Origin of the sequence: Streptosporangium sp. NPDC000239 (genome assembly GCF_040300765.1) — a bacterium.
Classification (GTDB): Bacteria; Actinomycetota; Actinomycetes; order Streptosporangiales; family Streptosporangiaceae; genus Streptosporangium.
On the sequence record NZ_JBEPEI010000024.1, the window covers coordinates 102,511 to 119,801 of the forward strand.

Consider the following 17,291-nt stretch of genomic DNA (forward strand, 5'->3'; position numbering starts at 1 on the left):
TGTCTGGTGTGCAGCCTTCGATACCGGACAACGAACTATGGCTAGGAATGGTTCGCAGACGGACGGCGAGAGCCGGATCCTCGCGAAGCCCCGACTGTGGGGCGGCGGCAGAGAAAAGAAGAGGAAATGAATGCGTTGATTTCCACGACCGGGGGATACGTGAACGAGCAGCCAAAACGACTGTTGAACAAAACACCGGCCACCGCGGAGACCGATCACTGGCTCGCCAAAGCCGACGCGCTGGCGTCGGTGATCGACGAGCACCGGGAGCAGGCCGAGTACGAACGGGTGACTCCCGCGCCCGTCATCGACGCGCTCCGGGCCGCGGGCGTCCACCGCATGTGGGTGTCCAAGGACTTCGGCGGCGGCCAGGTGAGCCTGAGAACCGGATCGGCCGTCATCCAGCGGCTGGCGGCCGCCAACCCGTCGGTCGCCTGGCAGATGGGCGTGCAGGGGGCGATCGGACGGCTGTCGGACTACCTGCCCGAGCAGACCGCCCGCAAGCTCTTCGCGGAGAACGACACGCTTGTGGTCGGCGGCGTCAACCCGTCGGGACGGGCGGTCCCGGTCGACGGCGGGTTCCGGCTGAGCGGCACCTGGGCGTTCGCCAGCGGCTCCGCGCACGCCGACTGGCTGATCTGCGCGGCGGTCGTCACCGGCGAGGACGGTACCCCCCACATGACGGACACCGGGCCGGAGACGCGCATGCTCTTCGTCCCCAAATCCGAGTGCCGGATGCTCGACACCTGGCACACCATCGGCCTGCGGGGCACCGGCAGCGAGCACTTCGAGATCGAGGAGACCTTCGTCACGGAGGACTTCACCGTCGCCGTCGCCGACATGCTCCGGCCGCCGGCCGCCCGGCCGTCCCGGGCGTACGCCATCGGCTACTACGACTTCGGGCCGTTCACCTCGGCGTCGACCGCCGTGGGAACCGCGCAGGGCGCCCTTGAGGCGTTCAAGTCACTGGCCACGAGGAAGACACCGGCGGCGGCGACGAACCCCCTGGCGGGCAGCCACACCGTGCAGGAGAAGCTGGGGCGGGCCGAGGCGCAGCTGCGTGCCGCCCGCCTGGCGCTCGTCGACGCCGCGTGGCACGCGGAAACCTGCGGAGAGGACGGCGGCGACGCGCTCAGCGCGCTGATCCGGCTCACCGCCGCGACCGTCGCGGAGAACGCCACGAGCGTCGTGGACACCGCCTTCCGCCTCGCCGGGACCACGGCGATCTACACCTCAAGCCCGCTGGAGCGTTACTTCCGCGACGTCCACACGGCCGTCAAACACATCACCCTGTCGCACACCCATTTCGAGACGGTCGGCCAGTACCTGCTGGGCGGCCCCCTGATGATGCGACGTTAACGCCGGTCACGTACAGAGGAGAGAGTCATGCAGACCATGAAGGCCGTACAGCTTCTCGCCCCGCGTAAGACGATTCTGGCCGAACTTCCCAAGCCCACGGTTCCGGCCGACGGGCTGCTGATGAAGACGCGATGCGTATCGATCTGTTCAACCGACGTCTCCTTCTTCGAAGGCCACCTGTTCCCCTCCGAATATCCGGTGGTCCTGGGCCACGAGTATCTCGGCGAGGTCGTGGAGATCGGTTCGGAGTTCACCGGCCCGGGTATCGAGGTCGGCGACCGCATCGTCTACTGGGGACAGACCGACTACGACGGCTTCGCTGAATATCGGACACTGCGTCCTATATTCTCCGGAGAGATCAAAACGGATGTCTTCGAGGCCGATCGTAATTTCTATGACGACCGGCGGGCGGCCGCCGTCAAAGTGCCCGAAGAGCTCGACGACCTGCAGGCCTCCTTCATCGAGCCGACGACGGGAGTTCTGCGTTCGGTGCTGGCCAACGCGCCCAGGATCGGCGACCGGGTGCTCATTCTCGGTACCGGGCCCATCGGGATCATCGCAGGAAGCATCATCAAGAAACTGCTGGCGCCGCACTCGGTGGTCTCCGTGGACGCCAATCCGCACCGCAACACCCATGCGGAGGCGCATTTCTCCGAGCGCGCCTACTTCCCGGACGAACTGATCGAGGAAGTGCAGGAGAGCACCTTCGACTACGTCTTCGACTGCCTGCCCACCGTCAATGTGGCGGATCCGGCGAAGGACCCGAGGCGGGTCGCGATGCGCAAGCTCAAACCGCGCGGCAGGTACGTGCTGTACGGCGCGTCCCAGGAGATGCAGAGCTTCGACACGTGGCTGATGCTGGCCAAGGGCATCAACATCAGCGCCTCGCCCTTTGACGTCAGCAGTTTCCCCATGCACCACACGGCCAACGTCATCACCGCCGCCATGCAGATGCTGGTCTCGGGGATCGTCGACGGTAAGCGCCTGCTGTCCACCGTCCACCCGTTCGACGACTACGACGGTCTCGTCAAGATCCTGGAGAACTACCGTACGACCACCGGGCTGAAGACGGTGGTCGACTTCCGGGGGGACGCCTGGTGATCCGGGCCGAGTTCGGCGAGTTCTCCGGCACGGCCGCCGAGATGTCGCGGCCCGCCTGATCCACCCGCGCGCCGGAGGCGATGACGTCTGTGCCCGCGCCGGCGATCCACACGGTGACCGGCGTCCGGCGGCGCGTGAGCGAACCGCGCCGCCGGGCGTCCGGGTACGGCGTCACCCGCTGAGCCGATGACCTCCGGCCGTACCGGTCAACCGGTACGGCCGGGCGGGTCAGGTCCGCCGAGCCTCCCGCACCGTTTCTTTCAGCAGAGAAAGAGATCACCGATGTCCGTTGACGCCGTTTCGTTCCGACAAGCCATGGCCCGGGTCCCCGGCCCGGTGACCGTGGCCACGACCGTCGATGCGGCAGGCCGCCGATGGGGCTTCACCGGTAGCTCCTTCAGCTCCCTGTCCCTCGACCCACCCCTCGTCCTGCTGTGCCTGGACCGCTTCGCCAGCACGCACGACGCCTTCACCTCCGCCGACCGCTTCATGGTGAACATCCTGGCGACCGAGCACGTCGAGGTCGCGCAGCGTTTCGCCACCTCCGGGATCGACCGGTTCGCAGCCGGTGACATGCGGCCGTACGAGATGAACCTGCCGGGGCTGCCCGGCGCGCTGGTGCGTCTGGCCTGTTCCATGCACGCCGTCCTCGACGGCGGTGACCACAGCATTCTCGTCGGCCGGGTCGAGGAGCTCCACACGGACCCGCACCGAATGCCGTTGCTGTACTGCGACCGCACCTTCACCCGTCTCAAAGCCACAGCCGCCCTTTCCTGACGCCCTTAGAGAAGTGGAGAACGACATCGTGCAAACCGCCGACTACGTGATCGTCGGGGCCGGTTCCGCGGGGTGTGTCCTCGCGCACCGGCTGAGTGCCGACCCGCGCATCAGCGTGGTGCTCGTGGAGGCCGGAGGCCCCAGGCCCGAAGAGCACCCCGAGATCCAGGTTCCCGTGCTGTTCCCCAGAATGTTCGGCAGCGCGCTCGACTGGGGTTTCACCACGGTGCCGCAGACCGGGCTGGACGGCCGTACCATTCCCATTCCCCGTGGTAAGGCCCTTGGCGGTTCCTCCGTGATCAACGCGCAACTGTGGACCCGTGGCCACCCGGCGGACTACGACGGCTGGGCGGCGGCCGGGCTCGACGGATGGGCGCACACGGACCTGCTGCCGTACTTCGATCGGGCCGAGGAGAGGATCCGGCTGGCGGGGATGCATCATCCCGTCCCCCCGACCGCCGACTTCCTCAGCGCCTGCGCCCAGCTCGGGTACCAGCCGGCCGCCGAGAGGCAGGACGGGTACATCCTCGCCCGCGCCACCCACCGGGACGGCCTCCGCTGGAGCTCGGCGGACGGCTATCTCCGCGAGCCGGGCGAGCGGCCGAACCTCACCCTGGTCACCGGCGGCCTGGTGCGCAGGGTGCTCATGGACGGGACCCGGGCGACCGGCGTCGAGGTGGAGACGGAGAACGGGAGCCTCCAGATCAGCGCCGGCCGCGAGGTGATCCTCGCCGCCGGAGCGGTGGGGAGCCCGCACCTGCTCATGCTGTCGGGGATCGGCCCGGCCGGGCAGCTGGCCGCGCACGGCATCCCGGTACGGGTGGACGCCCCCGGAGTCGGCCGCGATCTGACCGACCACCTGGTGGTTCCCCTCGCCTTCGCCGCTCGCGGGTTCGAGTCTCCCGGCGCCGCCGCGGACCTGGAGGACATGCGGCTCTACCTCAAGGAGCGGACCGGATCCCTGAACTCGATCATCTCCGAGGCACTGCTCTTCCTGCGCACCCGCCCCGAGCTGACGGCCCCGGACGTCGAGATCGTCCACCTGACGACTCCCTTCGGCGAGCACGAGTCGGCCGCCGGGGACGGCCTGGCGCTGGGTGTCATCGTGCTGCGTCCCGCCAGCCGGGGAAGCGTCGAGCTGCGCTCGGCCGACCCGCACGACGCGCCGGTCGTCGACCCCCGCTACCTGTCCGACCCGGGCGGCACGGACCTGCGGACGGCCATCGCGGGCGTGCGCCAGGCCCACCGGATCCTCGACAGGCCGGACTACGCGCGCTGGCGCGGAGAGCCGTTGACCCCGGGCGCGCTGGCCACCGACGACGCGGACATCGCCGCGTACATCCGGCGGACCGGGCTGAGCATCCACCACCTGGTGAGCACCTGCCGGATGGGGGCCGATCCGCTGTCGGTCGTGGACCCGGGCTTCCGCGTGCGAGGCGCCTCCGGCCTGCGTGTGGTGGACGCCTCGGCGATGCCCAGCATCGTACGGGCGCACACCCACGCCCCGGTCACCATGCTGGCCGAACGCGCGAGTGAGCTCATCCTTCAGGACGGCTGACGCTCCGGCCCCGCAGCGTCTGCTTCTTGGCCCTGTTGCCGCACGTGTTCATCGAGCACCAGCGGCGGGTGCCGGGCCGTGAGGAGTCGAGGAACAGGGCGTGGCAGTCGGGGTCGGCGCACTCGTGGACACGGTCGATGGAGGGGCCGGTGACCAGGTCCACGGCGTCCCTGGCGATGAGCGCGAGGACCGCGGGGACAGGGGCGGCGGCCAGCCATCGCAACCGGCCCGAGCCGTCGAGCTGGGGCGCCGGGACCGGGAGCGCGGCGATCCGGTTCACGGTGTCCCCGGCTGTGGAGAGGGCCGTGGAGAGGGCCGCGGTGAGGGCCGCGGTGAGGGCCGTACCGCCCTCCACCGGTTCACGCGCCGCCGCGACCAGCGTGTGGATCGCCTCCCGCAGCTGTCTCGCCTGGGCGTCGTGACCCACCGCCGCGGCCTCGGGCACCGACTCCCAGGGGCCGAACCGGCCCACCCACGCAGCCAGCGCCGCCGGGTCCGGCAGTTCCTCCTCGGGCCGGGCCGTACCGCGATGCCGCAGCGTACGGATGAAGTCCAGGCACAACCGGCCTGATCCGGATCGGAAGCTCGGCGCTGGCGTCATGAATCAACCCTACTTGCGAACCGGTTTAACTGGTACCGTTTTTGGAACCGGTCAAACTGGTTCTAGGTCAGAGAGGACCTTCATGCCCATCGACATGCCCCGGTCAGGGGCCGCCGCGCCGGGGCGCAGGATGATCCTCCTGCTCGCCCTGTCCTGCGGTGTCGGCGTCGCGAACATCTACTTTCCACAGGCCATCAGCCCCCTCGTCGCCGCCGACCTGAACGTGTCTCCCGACACGGCCGCCACGGTCGTGACCGCCGCGCAGTTCGGCTACGCGGCCGGCATCTTCCTGCTGGTCCCCCTGGGCGACCGGCTGATGCACCGGAAACTGATCGTCACGCTGCTGTCCATCGCCGGGCTCGGTTCACTGGTCGCCGGTCTCGCCACCACGCTGCCGGTCCTGGTGGCCGCGAGCGTCCTGATCGGTGCCGCGACGGTCGTCCCGCAGATCATCATCCCGATGACGGCCGGGCTGGTCCCCGAGCAGCGACGCGGCGCGGTGACCGGCACGCTGCTGAGCGGGCTCATCGGCGGCATCCTGCTGGCCCGGACCTTCGGCGGTGGCCTCGGCCAGTGGCTCGGCTGGCGCGCCCCCTACCTGGTCGCCGCCGCGGTCGTCATCCTGCTCGCGGTGATCCTGGCGTTCGCCGTACCCACCACGACCCCGTCGTCACGCGAGCGCTACCCCGCCCTGATCGGCACCGCGCTGCGCCTGATGCGCACCGAGCCGGACCTGCGCCGCTCGTGCCTCTACCAGGCGCTGATCTTCGCGGGCTTCACCGCGGCCTGGACCAGCCTGGCCCTGCTGATCACCGGGCCCTACCATCTCGGCGCCTCCGCGGTCGGGCTGATCGCCCTGGTCGGGGCCGCCAGCATGTTCTCAACCCCGATCGCCGGGCGGCTGGTCGACCGTCACGGGCCCAACCCGGTCAATCTGGTCTGCATGGTGGGCGTCATCGCGGCCGCCGCCCTGCTGACCCTGGGCGGTCTTGGCGGTCCCGCCGGGCTGGTCGGCGTCACGGTCGGCATGCTGCTGCTCGACGTGGCCATGCAGTCCGGCCAGGTCGCCAACCAGGCGCGCATCTTCGCCCTGCGCTCCGAGGTCCGCAGCCGCCTCAACACCGCTTACATGACCTGCGCCTTTCTCGGCGGCAGCATCGGCTCCTGGCTCGGGGTCCGCGCCTACTCCGGCCTCGGCTGGGGCGGCGTCTGCCTGCTGGTGGCCGTGCTCGCCGTACTCGCGCTGGCCCGCAGCCTCTTCACCGGCCGCGCCCGCGCCGTTGTCACACCCGAGCCCGCACCGCAGGCGGATGCCGCCACCCGTTGACCGTCCCGCCGGTGAACGGACGCGGGTGACGTCGGCGGGGAACCGGTCGAGTCCGAGCGTGCGGAGCGGGAAACAAGCAAGGCCCAGGTCGATGACCTGGGCCTTCTGTCATTTGGGCGGGTAGGGGCTCCCGTCCGCCGCCGGGTGGGCGGCGTCCTGGGGCCCACCCTGGCCTCCTTGCTGGAGCGTTGACATCTGATATATTAGAGTTTACGTTGCACATGCAAGGAGAGGGGTAGGCATGGGTCAGAGTCGAGTTGTTGTCATCGGCGGCGGTAACGCCGGCTTGTGTAGCGCGTTGGCCGCCCTTGAGGGTGGGGCCGAGGTGACACTGCTCGAGGCCGCCCCGGAGTCCGAGCGTGGTGGGAACTCCGGATTCACCGCGGGGGCCATGCGCTTCGCCTACGACGGCAGGGAGGAGATCGTCCAGCTCGTCCCCGACCTGTCGGAGGAGCAGCTCGCGAAGACCGACTTCGGCAGCTACTCGAAGGAGCAGTTCTTCGACGACATGGCCCGGGTCACGCAGTACCGCTGCGACCCCGACCTGGTCGAACTGCTCGTGACACGCAGCTTCGACACGTTGAAGTGGATGCGCGACAAGGGAGTGCGGTTCCTGCCGATCTACGGCAGGCAGGCGTTCCAGGTGGACGGGAAGTTCACCTTCTGGGGCGGCCTGACGCTGGAGGCCAACGGAGGCGGTCCCGGGCTCGTCGACTCGCTGTTCGACGCGTTCGAGTCGGCGGGCGGCAAGGTGTTCTACGGCCACCGCGCCATCGGCCTCACCGAGGACGGCGGCAAGGTGACCGGCGTCGTGGTCCGGGCGGGCGGGGAGATCCGGACGATCTCCGCCGACGCCGTCGTGCTGGCCTGCGGCGGATTCCAGGCCAACGCGGAGTGGCGCACCCGCTACCTGGGGCCGGGGTGGGAGTTCGCCAAGGTCCGCGGCACCCAGTTCGACGTCGGCGACGGACACCGCATGGCGATGGACATCGGCGCCATGTCGTGGGGCAACTGGTCGGGCTGCCACGCGGTCGGCTGGGACAGCAACGCGCCCGCGTTCGGCGACCGCGTGGTCGGCGACGGGTTCCAGAAGCACAGCTACCCCTTCGGGATCATCGTCAACAGCCGCGGCGAGCGGTTCGTCGACGAGGGCGCGGACTTCCGGAACTACACCTACGCGAAGTACGGCCAGGAGGTCCTGCGGCAGCCGGGGCAGATCGCCTGGCAGGTCTTCGACAGCAAGGTGAACCACCTGCTGCGTGACGAGTACCGGATCCGGCAGGTCACGAAGATCGTGGCACCGACCCTGGAGGAGCTCGTCCGGCGGATGGACGGCATCGACGAGGAGCGGTTCCTGCGGACGGTCGGCGAGTACAACGCGGCGGTCGACCAGTCGGTCCCCTTCAACCCCAACGTCAAGGACGGGCGGGGCACCTCCGGGCTGGCGGTGCCGAAGTCGAACTGGGCCAACACCCTCGATTCGCCGCCGTACGAGGCCTACGCGGTGACGTGCGGAATCACGTTCACCTTCGGCGGCCTGAGGATCGACACGTCGGCGCGCGTGATCGACGTCACCGGCGAGCCCATTCCCGGGCTGTACGCCTGCGGGGAGATCGTCGGCGGGATCTTCTACTTCAACTACCCGGGGGGCAGCGGGCTCACGGCGGGCTCGGTGTTCGGGCGGATCGCAGGGTCGGCGGCCTCGGGCGCGCTCGACCGCTCCGCCACGTCCTCAGCGAGCGTGTGAGGTGGCCGTACCGGGCGGAGTGATCGTCACCGGTGCGGGCGGGGGCATCGGAGCCGAGGTGGCCAAGTGCCTCGCCGCCGCGGGCTACGGCGTCGTCGTCAGCGACCTGGGGGTGTCCGTCGACGGCCACGACCCGGACGGGCAGGTGGCGGAGTCCGTGGCCGAGGTGATCCGGGCCCGGGGCGGTCGCGCCCTGGCCCACCAGCACGACGTCGTCTCCTTCGACGCGGCGGCCGACCTGGTCAGGCGCGCGGTCGAGGAGTTCGGCTCGCTCGACGGCCTTGTCACCTGCCACGGCATCCTGCGCGAACGCATGATCTTCAACATGACGGAGGACGAGTGGGACTCGGTCGTCTCCGTCCACCTCAAGGGCACGTTCAACTGCGTGCGCTTCGCCACGGAGCAGATGCGCCGCCAGCGCGGCGGAAGCATCGCGCTGCTGAGCTCGGCGGCGGGGCTGGAGGGCAGCCCGGCGCAGGCCAACTACGCGGCGGCCAAGGCGGGCATCGTGGGCCTCGCCCAGAGCACGGCGCTGGCGATGGGACGCTACGGCGTCAACGTCAACTGCGTCGTCCCCTCCGCGGCGACGCGCATGACCTCACGACTGACCGACCGGATGCAGGCCAGCAGGCCCGGCGCCGAGCGGCAGGGCCCCGAGCTGGTCGCCGAACTCGTACGCGCGCTGCTCGACCCGGCCAACCGCCACATCACCGGGCAGACCTTCACCGCGGCCGGTCGCAAACTCGCCCGGTGGGAGCCTCCCCAGGAGCAGGAGAGCGTGCGCCTGGCCGACGAGTTCACCTACTCCGACGTGACCGGCGCGGTCCGGCAGCGGCTCGGAGTCACGCCGCTGCGCCGGTTCGCGGCGCTCGGGCTGCCGACGCCGGCCGCGTCCGACCCCCAGACCACGGACATCCTCGAAGTGGGAGACGGAACATGAACGCTCGGCCGACAGTGAGCTCCCCGCACGATCCAGCCGCCACGCGCGTCGAGGAGACGTCGCGGTGAGCGGGCGCAGTGTGCGGCTGGAGATCGGCACCGCCGTGGGAGCGGCGGACGAGCACCACGTGCAGGTGCGCGGACTGGATCTCGTCGACGACCTGATCGGCGAGCTGACCTACACCGAGGTCGCGCTGCTCGCGGTGACCGGCCGCAGGCCGACCCCCGCCGAGACCAAGGTGGTCGACGCGGTGCTGGTGAGCCTGCTCGACCACGGCCTGACGCCCAGCGCGCTCGCCGCACGGCTGACGTTCTGGTCGGCTCCCGAGGCGATCCAGGGCGCCGTCGCGGCCGGTCTGCTCGGCGCGGGAAGCGTACTGCTCGGTTCGATGGAGGGCTGCGGGCGCCTGCTCACGGACATCGCCGACGACGTCGCCGACGGCGCCGCGGCCCGTGACGCGGTGGAGACGCGGCTGCGCGCCATCGTGGACGCGGGTGGGCGGATTCCCGGCCTCGGGCACAGCCTGCACCGCGACGGCGACCCGCGCGCCGGGAAGCTGCTCGACGTCGCGCGGGACCAGAAGGTCGCGGCGCGGCACGTCGAGCACCTTGAGCTCGTCGTCGAGCTGGCCGCCGCGCTCACCGGAAAGGCACTGCCGCTCAACGCGACGGGCGCCGCCGCCGCGCTGCTGCTTGAGGTGGGTGTGCCCTGGCGACTGCACCGCGGTTTCGCCCTGATGAGCCGTACGGCGGGCCTGGTCGCGCACATCGGCGAGGAGCTCGAATCGCCCCTCGCCCCCGCGGTGCGCGCCGCGCTGCGGACCGCGAGCCGCATCGAACCGGAGGTGTGAGCGGTGTCGGAGGCCGTGGAGCCACAGCCGGAACCGGGGTGGGAGATCTTCGTCTGCGACGAGTGGCGGGCGCGGGTGCTCCAGGAGATCACAGGCCTGTACGGCCCGCCGTACGCGGACGGAAACGTGCCCTGCCTGGCGTTGCTGCCCCCGACGTTCCTGGTGGCCCATCGGACCGACCCGGACGCCATGGGCGTCCCGGACGCGCCGGTCAGGCTCAACGCCGGCAACTGGTGCCGGTGGGAGGCGCCCGTGACGCCGGGGGAGATCCTGGAGCGGCGCACGGTGATCGAGTCGGTCACCACGAAGCCGGGCCGCGACAGCGACCTGACGTTCTACCAGCTCGCGACGACGTACCGGCGCCGCATGACGCACGACGTGGTCGCGCGCACGTCCACCACGACGATCCGCACGGGCGCCCGGCAGGGTCGCGGCGGTTCCGGGCACCGCACGGAGCCGCCCGCCGACGCCGTACCGGTCATCGAGGTCACCCCGAGCAGCCGCGAGGTCGTGCGGTACGCCGCGGCCACCGACGACTTCTACGAGGTGCACTACGACCACGCGTTCGCACGGGCGAGAGGTCTGCCGGGGACGATCACCCACGGCCTGCTCAAGCTCGCCTACCTGGCGCGTGCCGCCGTGCAGTGGGGCGGACACGGGACGTTCGTGCGGGAGCTGAGCGCCTCCTACCGAGGGATGGACCGGGTCGGCGCGCCGTTTCGCGTGCTCGCCCGGGCGGACGACGGCGACGGGGACGGGCCCTCGCGTCACCTCACGCTGTACGGCGTCTCCGCTGACGGCGGGGTCAGCACCGTCGGCCGCGCGGTGATCGAGAGAAACGAAGGAGAGGATGGGCAGTGGCTGAGCGACTGACGGTGCAGACGGTACGCGGACCGGTCCCGGTGTCCGAGCTCGGGCGCGTCCTGCCGCACGAGCACGTGGCGTGCGACCTGTTCCGCGTGACACGGCAGATGGGTCTCGCCGCGTTGAACGACCCGGACGAGGCGGTCCGGGACCTGAAGGTTTTCAAGGAACTCGGCGGCGGATCCGTCGTCGAGGCCACCAGCGGCGGGCTCGGCCGTAAGCCCGCCGTGCTCCGGTCGGTGTCCGAACGTGCCGACGTGCACATCGTCATGGGCTGCGGGTGGTACCGGGAGCCCTACTACGAAGAGGACATGAACAAGCTGAGCACGGCCGAGCTGACCGACCGCCTGCTGATCGACATCTTCGAGGGCGAGGGCGGCGTACGGCCGGGCGTGATCGGCGAGATCGGCGCCGACCGTGAGTGGGTTTCCGGGGTCGAGGAGCGGGTGCTGCGCGCGGCCGCCCGAGCCCAGCAGGAGACCGGGCTCGGGCTGATCCTGCACGCGGTCAAGAGCGAGGTCGGCGCCTGGCAGCTCGACGTGCTTGAGGACGAGGGCTGCGACCTGAGCCGGGTCGCGGTCGGCCACTGTGACACATATCCGGACGTCGACTACCACGAGCGGCTGGCCGAGCGCGGCGCGATGGTGATGTACGACGGCAACGGCCCGGGTGACGCGCTGCTCCAGGAGCAGCGGATCGCGAACGCGGTGGAGCTGATCCGCCGCGGATGGGCAAAGAGCCTGCTGCTCTCCCACGACGTCTGCGTACTGGGCATGCGCGAACGCCGTGGTGGGCCGGGTTATTCGTACGTGCTGCGGCAGGTCGGCCCCGACCTGATCGCGGCCGGGGTTCCCGAGGACGTCGTGGAGACGATCTTCAGTGAGAACCCGTTGCAACTGCTCGCCGGGCACCGTCCCGACGGCAACTGAGGAACGCCTTTTCTCCCGGCTCGAACGTTCGGGGACGACCCTGCCGGATGCATTGGCGCCTGTTCTGTCACGTTCCGAGAAAGTGTGAGGATGCCATGAACGACAGGACCGGTCGGACGATCGATCGACGCCTCCTGCTCGCCGGGGTGGCGGGGGCGGGCGTCGTCGCGCTCGCCCCGTCGGCCGCCTTCGCGGCGGAGGAGAGGGCCCGCGGCTCGAAGCCGGGCGGGCGAGAGAAGGTGCTGCCCGCGCAGACGTCGTGGGACCCGGTGCCCGCGATGACCGGCATGAAGCAGGTACAGATCCCCGACGTGCGGCTGGCGGTCTGGGACACCGGCACCGGAGGCAGGGGTCCGGGCAGGGGCCAGACCGTGGTGCTCATGCACCCGCACACCGGCAACGGCGGCTCGTGGGGCTACCAGCAGGCCGTGTTCGCCGCCGCGGGCTACCGGGTGATCAGCTACTCGCGGCGGGGATACCACGGCTCTGAGGCCGGCCCCGCCGAGCGGCCCGGCACGATGGTCGGGGACCTGACGGCCCTGATGGACGCGCTCGGCGTCGGAAGGTTCCACCTGGTCGGCCTGGCCGCGGGCGCGTTCGCGGCGTTCGACGCCGGCCTGTCGGTCCCGGACCGGCTGCTGAGCTGCACGGTGGGCGCGACGCTGGGAGGGATCCAGGAGCCGTCGTGGAACGAGGTCACCACGGCGATCCTGCCGGAGGGCTGGTTCGGACTGCCCGAGACGTTCCGCGAGCTCGGCCCGTCCTACCGGGCCGCGCGGCCGCAGGCGCTGACGACGTGGATCGAGCACACGAAGCTGCCGGTCACGACCGTGCAGCAGCCCCCGCAGAACACGCTGACGTGGCCGGCGATCGAGTCGATCAGGACGCCGACGCTCCTGCTCACCGGCGACTGCGACCTGTACCTCCCGCCGGCGCGTCTGCGCGAGATGGCGGGCCACGTCAGGAACGCCGAGGTGGCGATCTTCAGCGAGGCGGGGCACGCCCCGCACTGGGAGTCCTACCGCGAGTTCAACAAGACGGTGCTGTCGTTCATCGGTAAGCACCGGCGGTAGACCATGGAAGCGGCAGGCATCGGGGCCGAGGAGCCCGTGGACCTGAGAATCGAGGGTCACGTCGCGACCGTGACGCTGGACCGGCCCGACGTGCTCAACGCGGTCGACACGCCGACGTACCGGTGCCTGCTCGCGGTCTTCGCGAAGATCGAGGATGGGGCGGACATCCGGTGCGTCGTGGTGCGAGGGCGGGGCAGGGCCTTCAGCGTCGGCGCGGACCGGACGGAACGCGCCAAGATGACGGACGACGACCTGCGGCGCAGGCGCAGGCTCGTCCCCCGGGTGTTCTCGGCGATGTACCACTGCTCGCGACCTGTGATCGCGCAGGTGCACGGCTACGCGCTGGGCGGTGGCCTTGAGCTGGCGCTCAGCTGCGACCTCGTGGTCGCCGCCGAGGACGCCGTCATGGGGCTCGTCGAGACGACCCTCGGCAGCATGCCCGCGGGCGGCGGCACGCAGTTGCTCCCGCGGCTCGTGGGCATCCCCAGGGCGAAGGAGCTGATCTTCACCGGCCGCCGGTTCACCGGCGCCGAGGCCAGGCAGTGGGGGCTGGTGAACCACGCGGTGCCCGCCGCCGACCTTGAGACCACGGTCGGCGCGCTCGCCGCCGAGATCAGCGCGGCGGCACCGCTGGCGGTCGCGCAGGCCAAGCGCGCCATCGACCTGTCCACCCAGTTGGAGATCGACAACGGGGTCGCGCTGGAGGCCGAGCTGTACGAGCGGCTCCTCACGAGCGCGGACCGGCTCGAAGGGCTGGCCGCGGCGCGCGAGGGCCGGCGGGCGAACTTCCGGGGCCGATGACAGGGCCGATCACGAAGTCAATGACGGGGCCAATGACGGGGCCGGTGACGAGGCCGGTGACGAAAGGAATGCACGATGATCGAAAGGTTGGGATGCGCCATCGGCGGGCTGGCCGACCCGGAGCACCCGGGGGACGTCGCCGCGACGGTGCGGATGATCGAGGACGCGGGCTACGAGTCGGCGTGGTCCTATGAGGCGTTCGGCGCCGACTGTTTCACGCCGCTGGCCTGGTGGGGCTCGCACACGCGCACGATGCGGCTCGGCACCGACATCGCCCAGATGGCGGCGCGCCCCCCGACGGGGATGGCGATGGCCGCGATGAGCCTCGACCAGCTGTCCGAAGGGCGGGCCGTGATCGGGCTCGGGCTCTCCGGGCCGCAGGTCGTCGAGGGGTGGTACGGCATGCCCTTCGAACGCCCGCTGGGCTGGACCCGGGAGTACGTCGCGATCATGCGCGCGACCATCGCCGGGGAGCGCGTCGCGTACGAGGGCAAGACGTACCGGCTTCCCGCTGAGGGAGGGTCGGGACTCGGCCGCCCGATCCGGTCCACGCTGCGCGGCGGCCGTACGGACATCCCGATCTGCCTGGGCGCCGAGGGGCCGATGAACATCTCGCTGGCGGCCGAGATCGCCGACGGCTGGCTGCCGACGAACTTCTCGCCCATCGCGGACGAGTGGTACCGGGAGCGGCTGGAGCTGGGCTTCGCCCGCAGGCCCGGCGGGCGGCCGGAGAACTTCGAGATCGCACCCGCGGTCTCGGTGGCGTTCGGCCCGGACCTGGAGTCGGCCGCCGACCGGATCCGCCCGTTCATCGCCTACCAGGTCGGGGCGAACGGGGCGGAGAACATGAACTTCCACCTCAACGCCATCGCGCGGCTCGGATTCGAGGAGCCCTGCCGGGAGATCCGGGCCAAGTTCGTCGAACGGGACCGCGAGGGCATGGTGGCCGCGGTGCCGACCGAGATGGTCGAGGCGGTCGCGCTGGTCGGGACGCCGGAGAAGATCCGGGCCGACCTGGAGACGAAGTGGAACAGATGCGTCGCGACGAGCCTGATCGCCAGGGCGCGCGTCGACGACCTGCTCAAGCTGGCCGAGGTGTTCCGCACAACCACGGGCGCCGCGCAGGGGCAGCCCGCCTGATTCGTATGACCGTTCGGTCGGTGAGGAATTCGCAAATGGTGATGAGGTACGAGCACTGGATCAACGGCGAACCGACGCCGTCGGCGGGCGGGGAGCGGCTCACGTCGACCAGGCCCGGCACGGACGAGGTCGTGTGCGAGATCCCGTTGGGTGTCCGGGAGGACGCCGACCGGGCGGTGGCCGCCGCGAACGCCGCCTTCGCCAAGTGGGCGGCGGAGAAGCCGATCCGCCGCGGCCGGGTCCTGATGGCCATCGCGGCGGGGCTGCGGCGTGAGCGGCAGCGGCTCGCCGAGCTGGAGGCCGCCGAGACCGGCAAGCCGCTGCGGCAGGCGGACGTCGAGATCAGGGGCGCGGCGGCGTTCTTCGAGTTCTACGCGGGCCTGGTCAACGTGCCGACGGGGGAGATCATCGATCTCGGCGACGGCTACCACGGATACACGCGGCACGAGCCGTTCGGCGTGGTCGGGGTCATCACCCCGTGGAACGTCCCGCTCAACCAGGCGGCCAGGGCGGTGGCGCCCGCGCTGGCGGTCGGCAACGCCGTGGTCTGCAAGCCGTCGGAGTTCACGTCGTCGACCACGCTGGAGCTCGGGAGGATCGCCGCCGAGGCCGGGCTGCCGCCGGGGGTGCTCAACGTGGTGACCGGCATGGGCGACGTCGTGGGCAGCGCGATCGTCGAGCATCCGCATGTCCGGAAGGTCGCGTTCACGGGTTCGGTGCGCGCCGGTCGCATCGTCGGCCGGACCGCCGCCGAGAAGATCATCCCTGTCACGCTCGAACTGGGCGGGAAGTCGCCGAACATCGTGTTCGCCGACGCCGACCTCGACGCCGCCGTCGCCGGCGCGTCGAGGGCGTTCGTCGGGAACGCCGGGCAGGTCTGCTCGAACGGCACCCGTCTGCTGCTGGCCCGCGAGATCCACGACGAGTTCGTGGCGCGGCTGGCCGAACGGGTGCGGGCGGTGAAACCGGGCGAGGACTACGGCTCGCAGACGACGAAGGACCAGTTCGAGAAGGTGCTGTCCTATTTCGACGTCGCGCGCGAGGAGGGCGCCACGCTGGTCACCGGCGGGCGGGCCACCGGCGACGGGTGGTTGATCGAACCGACGATCTACACCGGGGTGACGAACGAGATGCGGATCGCCCGCGAGGAGATCTTCGGCCCGGTCCTGGTGGTCATCCCGTTCGACGACGAGGCCGACGCCGTCGCCAAGGCCAACGACTCCGACTACGGTCTCGCGGCGGGCCTCTGGACGGCGGACCTCGGCCGGGCCCACCGCGTCGCGGCCGCCCTGCAGGTGGGACAGGTCTACGTCAACGAGTGGACGGCCGGGCTGATCGAGGGCCCGTTCGGCGGCCACAAGAACAGCGGCCACGGCCGGGAGAAGGGTGTGGAGGCACTGCGGCACTACACCCAGTCGAAGTTCGTCTCGGTCAGGATCGGCAGGAGCGCGAGCGGCGGGTAGGCACGGCCACCGCTCGTGACGCGTACGGCGGGCCGGGCCGGTGATCTCGGGTGGGCGTCCCCTGGTGAGCGAGGGACATCGGGGGCCCCACCCGGCCTGACGTTGGCCTACACGGCCTATATCGAGGTCGCGGACGGGCGCTTCCTGGGCCCGCGCGTGGACCGGGTCGTCCCGCGCCTGCCCGCCGCCAGCTGGGTGATCGACGGTGTGTCGCTGTCGGTCGCCGGCATCAGCGCCTCGACCTTCTCGGTGGAACGTGTCTTGTGGGCCTGCATCGCGTTGTACGCGGCCTGCGGGTCGCCGGCGGCGATCGCCTCGGCGACCGCGCGGTGTCCCGCGACGGACTCGGCGAGGCTGCCGGGCTGGCTGAGGTTGCGGAACCGCAGCAGGCGCACGCGCCCGTCGAGAACGCCCAGGGCGTCGCGTAACCCGCCGCTGCCGGCCATGGCCAGCATCTTCTCGTGCCGCTCCTCGATCATGCGGACGTACGCGGGGACGTCCTCGGCCTCGGCGGCCCGTTCCAGATCGGCGACCGAGAGCAGCAGGGCGTTGCGCTGCTCCACGGTGCCGCGTACGGCGGCCCACGCGGCCATCATGGGTTCCAGCGCGGTCTTGATCTGGTAGACGTCGGTGATCTCCTGCGGGCTGATCTCCCGGACGAAGACGCCGACGCGCGGGGTGATGGTGACCAGACCCTCCACGCTCAACTGCTGCAGAGCGTCACGCACCGGCGTCCGGGACACACCGAACCGCTCGGCGAG

The 17,291-nt window shown here is 70.7% G+C and carries 16 protein-coding genes; 14 read left to right on the forward strand and 2 right to left on the reverse strand.

Annotated features, from left to right (window positions below):
• Nucleotides 1-126: 126 nt before the first annotated feature.
• From ABT340_RS37705 to ABT340_RS37720, 4 genes are all read left to right on the forward strand, one after another.
• Nucleotides 127-1,359, forward strand: a complete 1,233-nt coding sequence (locus tag ABT340_RS37705) for an acyl-CoA dehydrogenase family protein (RefSeq protein WP_352015707.1) — start codon at nucleotides 127-129, stop codon at nucleotides 1,357-1,359.
• A 27-nt stretch (nucleotides 1,360-1,386) separates the two neighbouring features.
• On the forward strand, nucleotides 1,387-2,460 hold the full coding sequence (locus ABT340_RS37710) for a zinc-dependent alcohol dehydrogenase (protein ID WP_352015708.1): 1,074 nt from the start codon (nucleotides 1,387-1,389) through the stop codon (nucleotides 2,458-2,460).
• A gap of 282 nt (nucleotides 2,461-2,742) precedes the next feature.
• Nucleotides 2,743-3,237, forward strand: a complete 495-nt coding sequence (locus tag ABT340_RS37715; protein WP_352015709.1) for a flavin reductase family protein — start codon at nucleotides 2,743-2,745, stop codon at nucleotides 3,235-3,237.
• 28 nt (nucleotides 3,238-3,265) lie between these two features.
• On the forward strand, nucleotides 3,266-4,795 hold the full coding sequence (locus ABT340_RS37720) for a GMC family oxidoreductase (RefSeq protein ID WP_352015710.1): 1,530 nt from the start codon (nucleotides 3,266-3,268) through the stop codon (nucleotides 4,793-4,795).
• Here ABT340_RS37720 and ABT340_RS37725 read toward each other — a convergent pair.
• Complete coding sequence (locus ABT340_RS37725; protein WP_352015711.1) at nucleotides 4,776-5,396, reverse strand: CGNR zinc finger domain-containing protein; 621 nt, start codon at nucleotides 5,394-5,396, stop codon at nucleotides 4,776-4,778. The genes ABT340_RS37720 and ABT340_RS37725 overlap by 20 nt on opposite strands.
• 82 nt (nucleotides 5,397-5,478) lie before the next feature.
• On the opposite strand from ABT340_RS37725, the gene ABT340_RS37730 reads away from it, so the two are divergent.
• The 10 genes from ABT340_RS37730 to ABT340_RS37775 all read left to right on the forward strand — a co-directional run bounded on the left by ABT340_RS37730 (nucleotide 5,479) and on the right by ABT340_RS37775 (nucleotide 16,530).
• Nucleotides 5,479-6,723 (forward strand): MFS transporter, encoded by a 1,245-nt coding sequence (locus ABT340_RS37730; RefSeq protein ID WP_352015712.1) that lies wholly within the window; start codon nucleotides 5,479-5,481, stop codon nucleotides 6,721-6,723.
• A gap of 241 nt (nucleotides 6,724-6,964) precedes the next feature.
• Entirely contained in the window at nucleotides 6,965-8,470 is a 1,506-nt protein-coding gene (tcuA, locus tag ABT340_RS37735) for an FAD-dependent tricarballylate dehydrogenase TcuA (RefSeq protein ID WP_352015713.1), read from the forward strand.
• 19 nt (nucleotides 8,471-8,489) lie between these two features.
• On the forward strand, nucleotides 8,490-9,410 hold the full coding sequence (locus ABT340_RS37740) for an SDR family NAD(P)-dependent oxidoreductase (RefSeq protein WP_352015714.1): 921 nt from the start codon (nucleotides 8,490-8,492) through the stop codon (nucleotides 9,408-9,410).
• Nucleotides 9,411-9,474: 64 nt separating this feature from the next.
• Nucleotides 9,475-10,260: a citryl-CoA lyase gene (locus ABT340_RS37745; RefSeq protein WP_352015715.1), complete on the forward strand. Its 786-nt coding sequence runs from the start codon at nucleotides 9,475-9,477 to the stop codon at nucleotides 10,258-10,260.
• 3 nt (nucleotides 10,261-10,263) lie between these two features.
• On the forward strand, nucleotides 10,264-11,133 hold the full coding sequence (locus ABT340_RS37750) for a MaoC/PaaZ C-terminal domain-containing protein (protein ID WP_352015716.1): 870 nt from the start codon (nucleotides 10,264-10,266) through the stop codon (nucleotides 11,131-11,133).
• Entirely contained in the window at nucleotides 11,118-12,053 is a 936-nt protein-coding gene (locus ABT340_RS37755; protein ID WP_352015717.1) for a phosphotriesterase family protein, read from the forward strand. Before ABT340_RS37750 ends, ABT340_RS37755 begins: the two co-directional genes overlap by 16 nt.
• 95 nt (nucleotides 12,054-12,148) lie before the next feature.
• Complete coding sequence (locus ABT340_RS37760) at nucleotides 12,149-13,126, forward strand: alpha/beta fold hydrolase (protein ID WP_352015718.1); 978 nt, start codon at nucleotides 12,149-12,151, stop codon at nucleotides 13,124-13,126.
• 3 nt (nucleotides 13,127-13,129) lie between these two features.
• Nucleotides 13,130-13,927, forward strand: a complete 798-nt coding sequence (locus ABT340_RS37765; protein WP_352015719.1) for an enoyl-CoA hydratase/isomerase family protein — start codon at nucleotides 13,130-13,132, stop codon at nucleotides 13,925-13,927.
• 75 nt (nucleotides 13,928-14,002) lie between these two features.
• Nucleotides 14,003-15,067 carry an LLM class F420-dependent oxidoreductase gene (locus tag ABT340_RS37770; RefSeq protein ID WP_352015720.1) on the forward strand — a complete coding sequence of 355 codons (1,065 nt, stop codon included), beginning with the start codon at nucleotides 14,003-14,005 and terminating at the stop codon, nucleotides 15,065-15,067.
• 20 nt (nucleotides 15,068-15,087) lie between these two features.
• Entirely contained in the window at nucleotides 15,088-16,530 is a 1,443-nt protein-coding gene (locus ABT340_RS37775; RefSeq protein WP_352015721.1) for an aldehyde dehydrogenase family protein, read from the forward strand.
• Nucleotides 16,531-16,646: 116 nt separating this feature from the next.
• On the opposite strand, the gene ABT340_RS37780 is transcribed toward ABT340_RS37775, so the two are convergent.
• A partial coding sequence (locus tag ABT340_RS37780; protein WP_352015722.1) for a GntR family transcriptional regulator occupies nucleotides 16,647-17,291 on the reverse strand: 645 nt, incomplete at its 5' end.

What these genes read in the sequence shown, in the direction of transcription:
- ABT340_RS37705 (WP_352015707.1), top strand. Translation starts at nt 127, where the DNA reads ATGAATGCGTTGATTTCCACGACCGGGGGATACGTGAACGAGCAGCCA.
- ABT340_RS37710 (WP_352015708.1), top strand. Translation starts at nt 1,387, where the DNA reads ATGCAGACCATGAAGGCCGTACAGCTTCTCGCCCCGCGTAAGACGATT.
- ABT340_RS37715 (WP_352015709.1), top strand. Translation starts at nt 2,743, where the DNA reads ATGTCCGTTGACGCCGTTTCGTTCCGACAAGCCATGGCCCGGGTCCCC.
- ABT340_RS37725 (WP_352015711.1), bottom strand. Translation starts at nt 5,396, where the DNA reads ATGACGCCAGCGCCGAGCTTCCGATCCGGATCAGGCCGGTTGTGCCTG.
- ABT340_RS37730 (WP_352015712.1), top strand. Translation starts at nt 5,479, where the DNA reads ATGCCCATCGACATGCCCCGGTCAGGGGCCGCCGCGCCGGGGCGCAGG.
- tcuA (WP_352015713.1), top strand. Translation starts at nt 6,965, where the DNA reads ATGGGTCAGAGTCGAGTTGTTGTCATCGGCGGCGGTAACGCCGGCTTG.
- ABT340_RS37760 (WP_352015718.1), top strand. Translation starts at nt 12,149, where the DNA reads ATGAACGACAGGACCGGTCGGACGATCGATCGACGCCTCCTGCTCGCC.
- ABT340_RS37765 (WP_352015719.1), top strand. Translation starts at nt 13,130, where the DNA reads ATGGAAGCGGCAGGCATCGGGGCCGAGGAGCCCGTGGACCTGAGAATC.
- ABT340_RS37770 (WP_352015720.1), top strand. Translation starts at nt 14,003, where the DNA reads ATGATCGAAAGGTTGGGATGCGCCATCGGCGGGCTGGCCGACCCGGAG.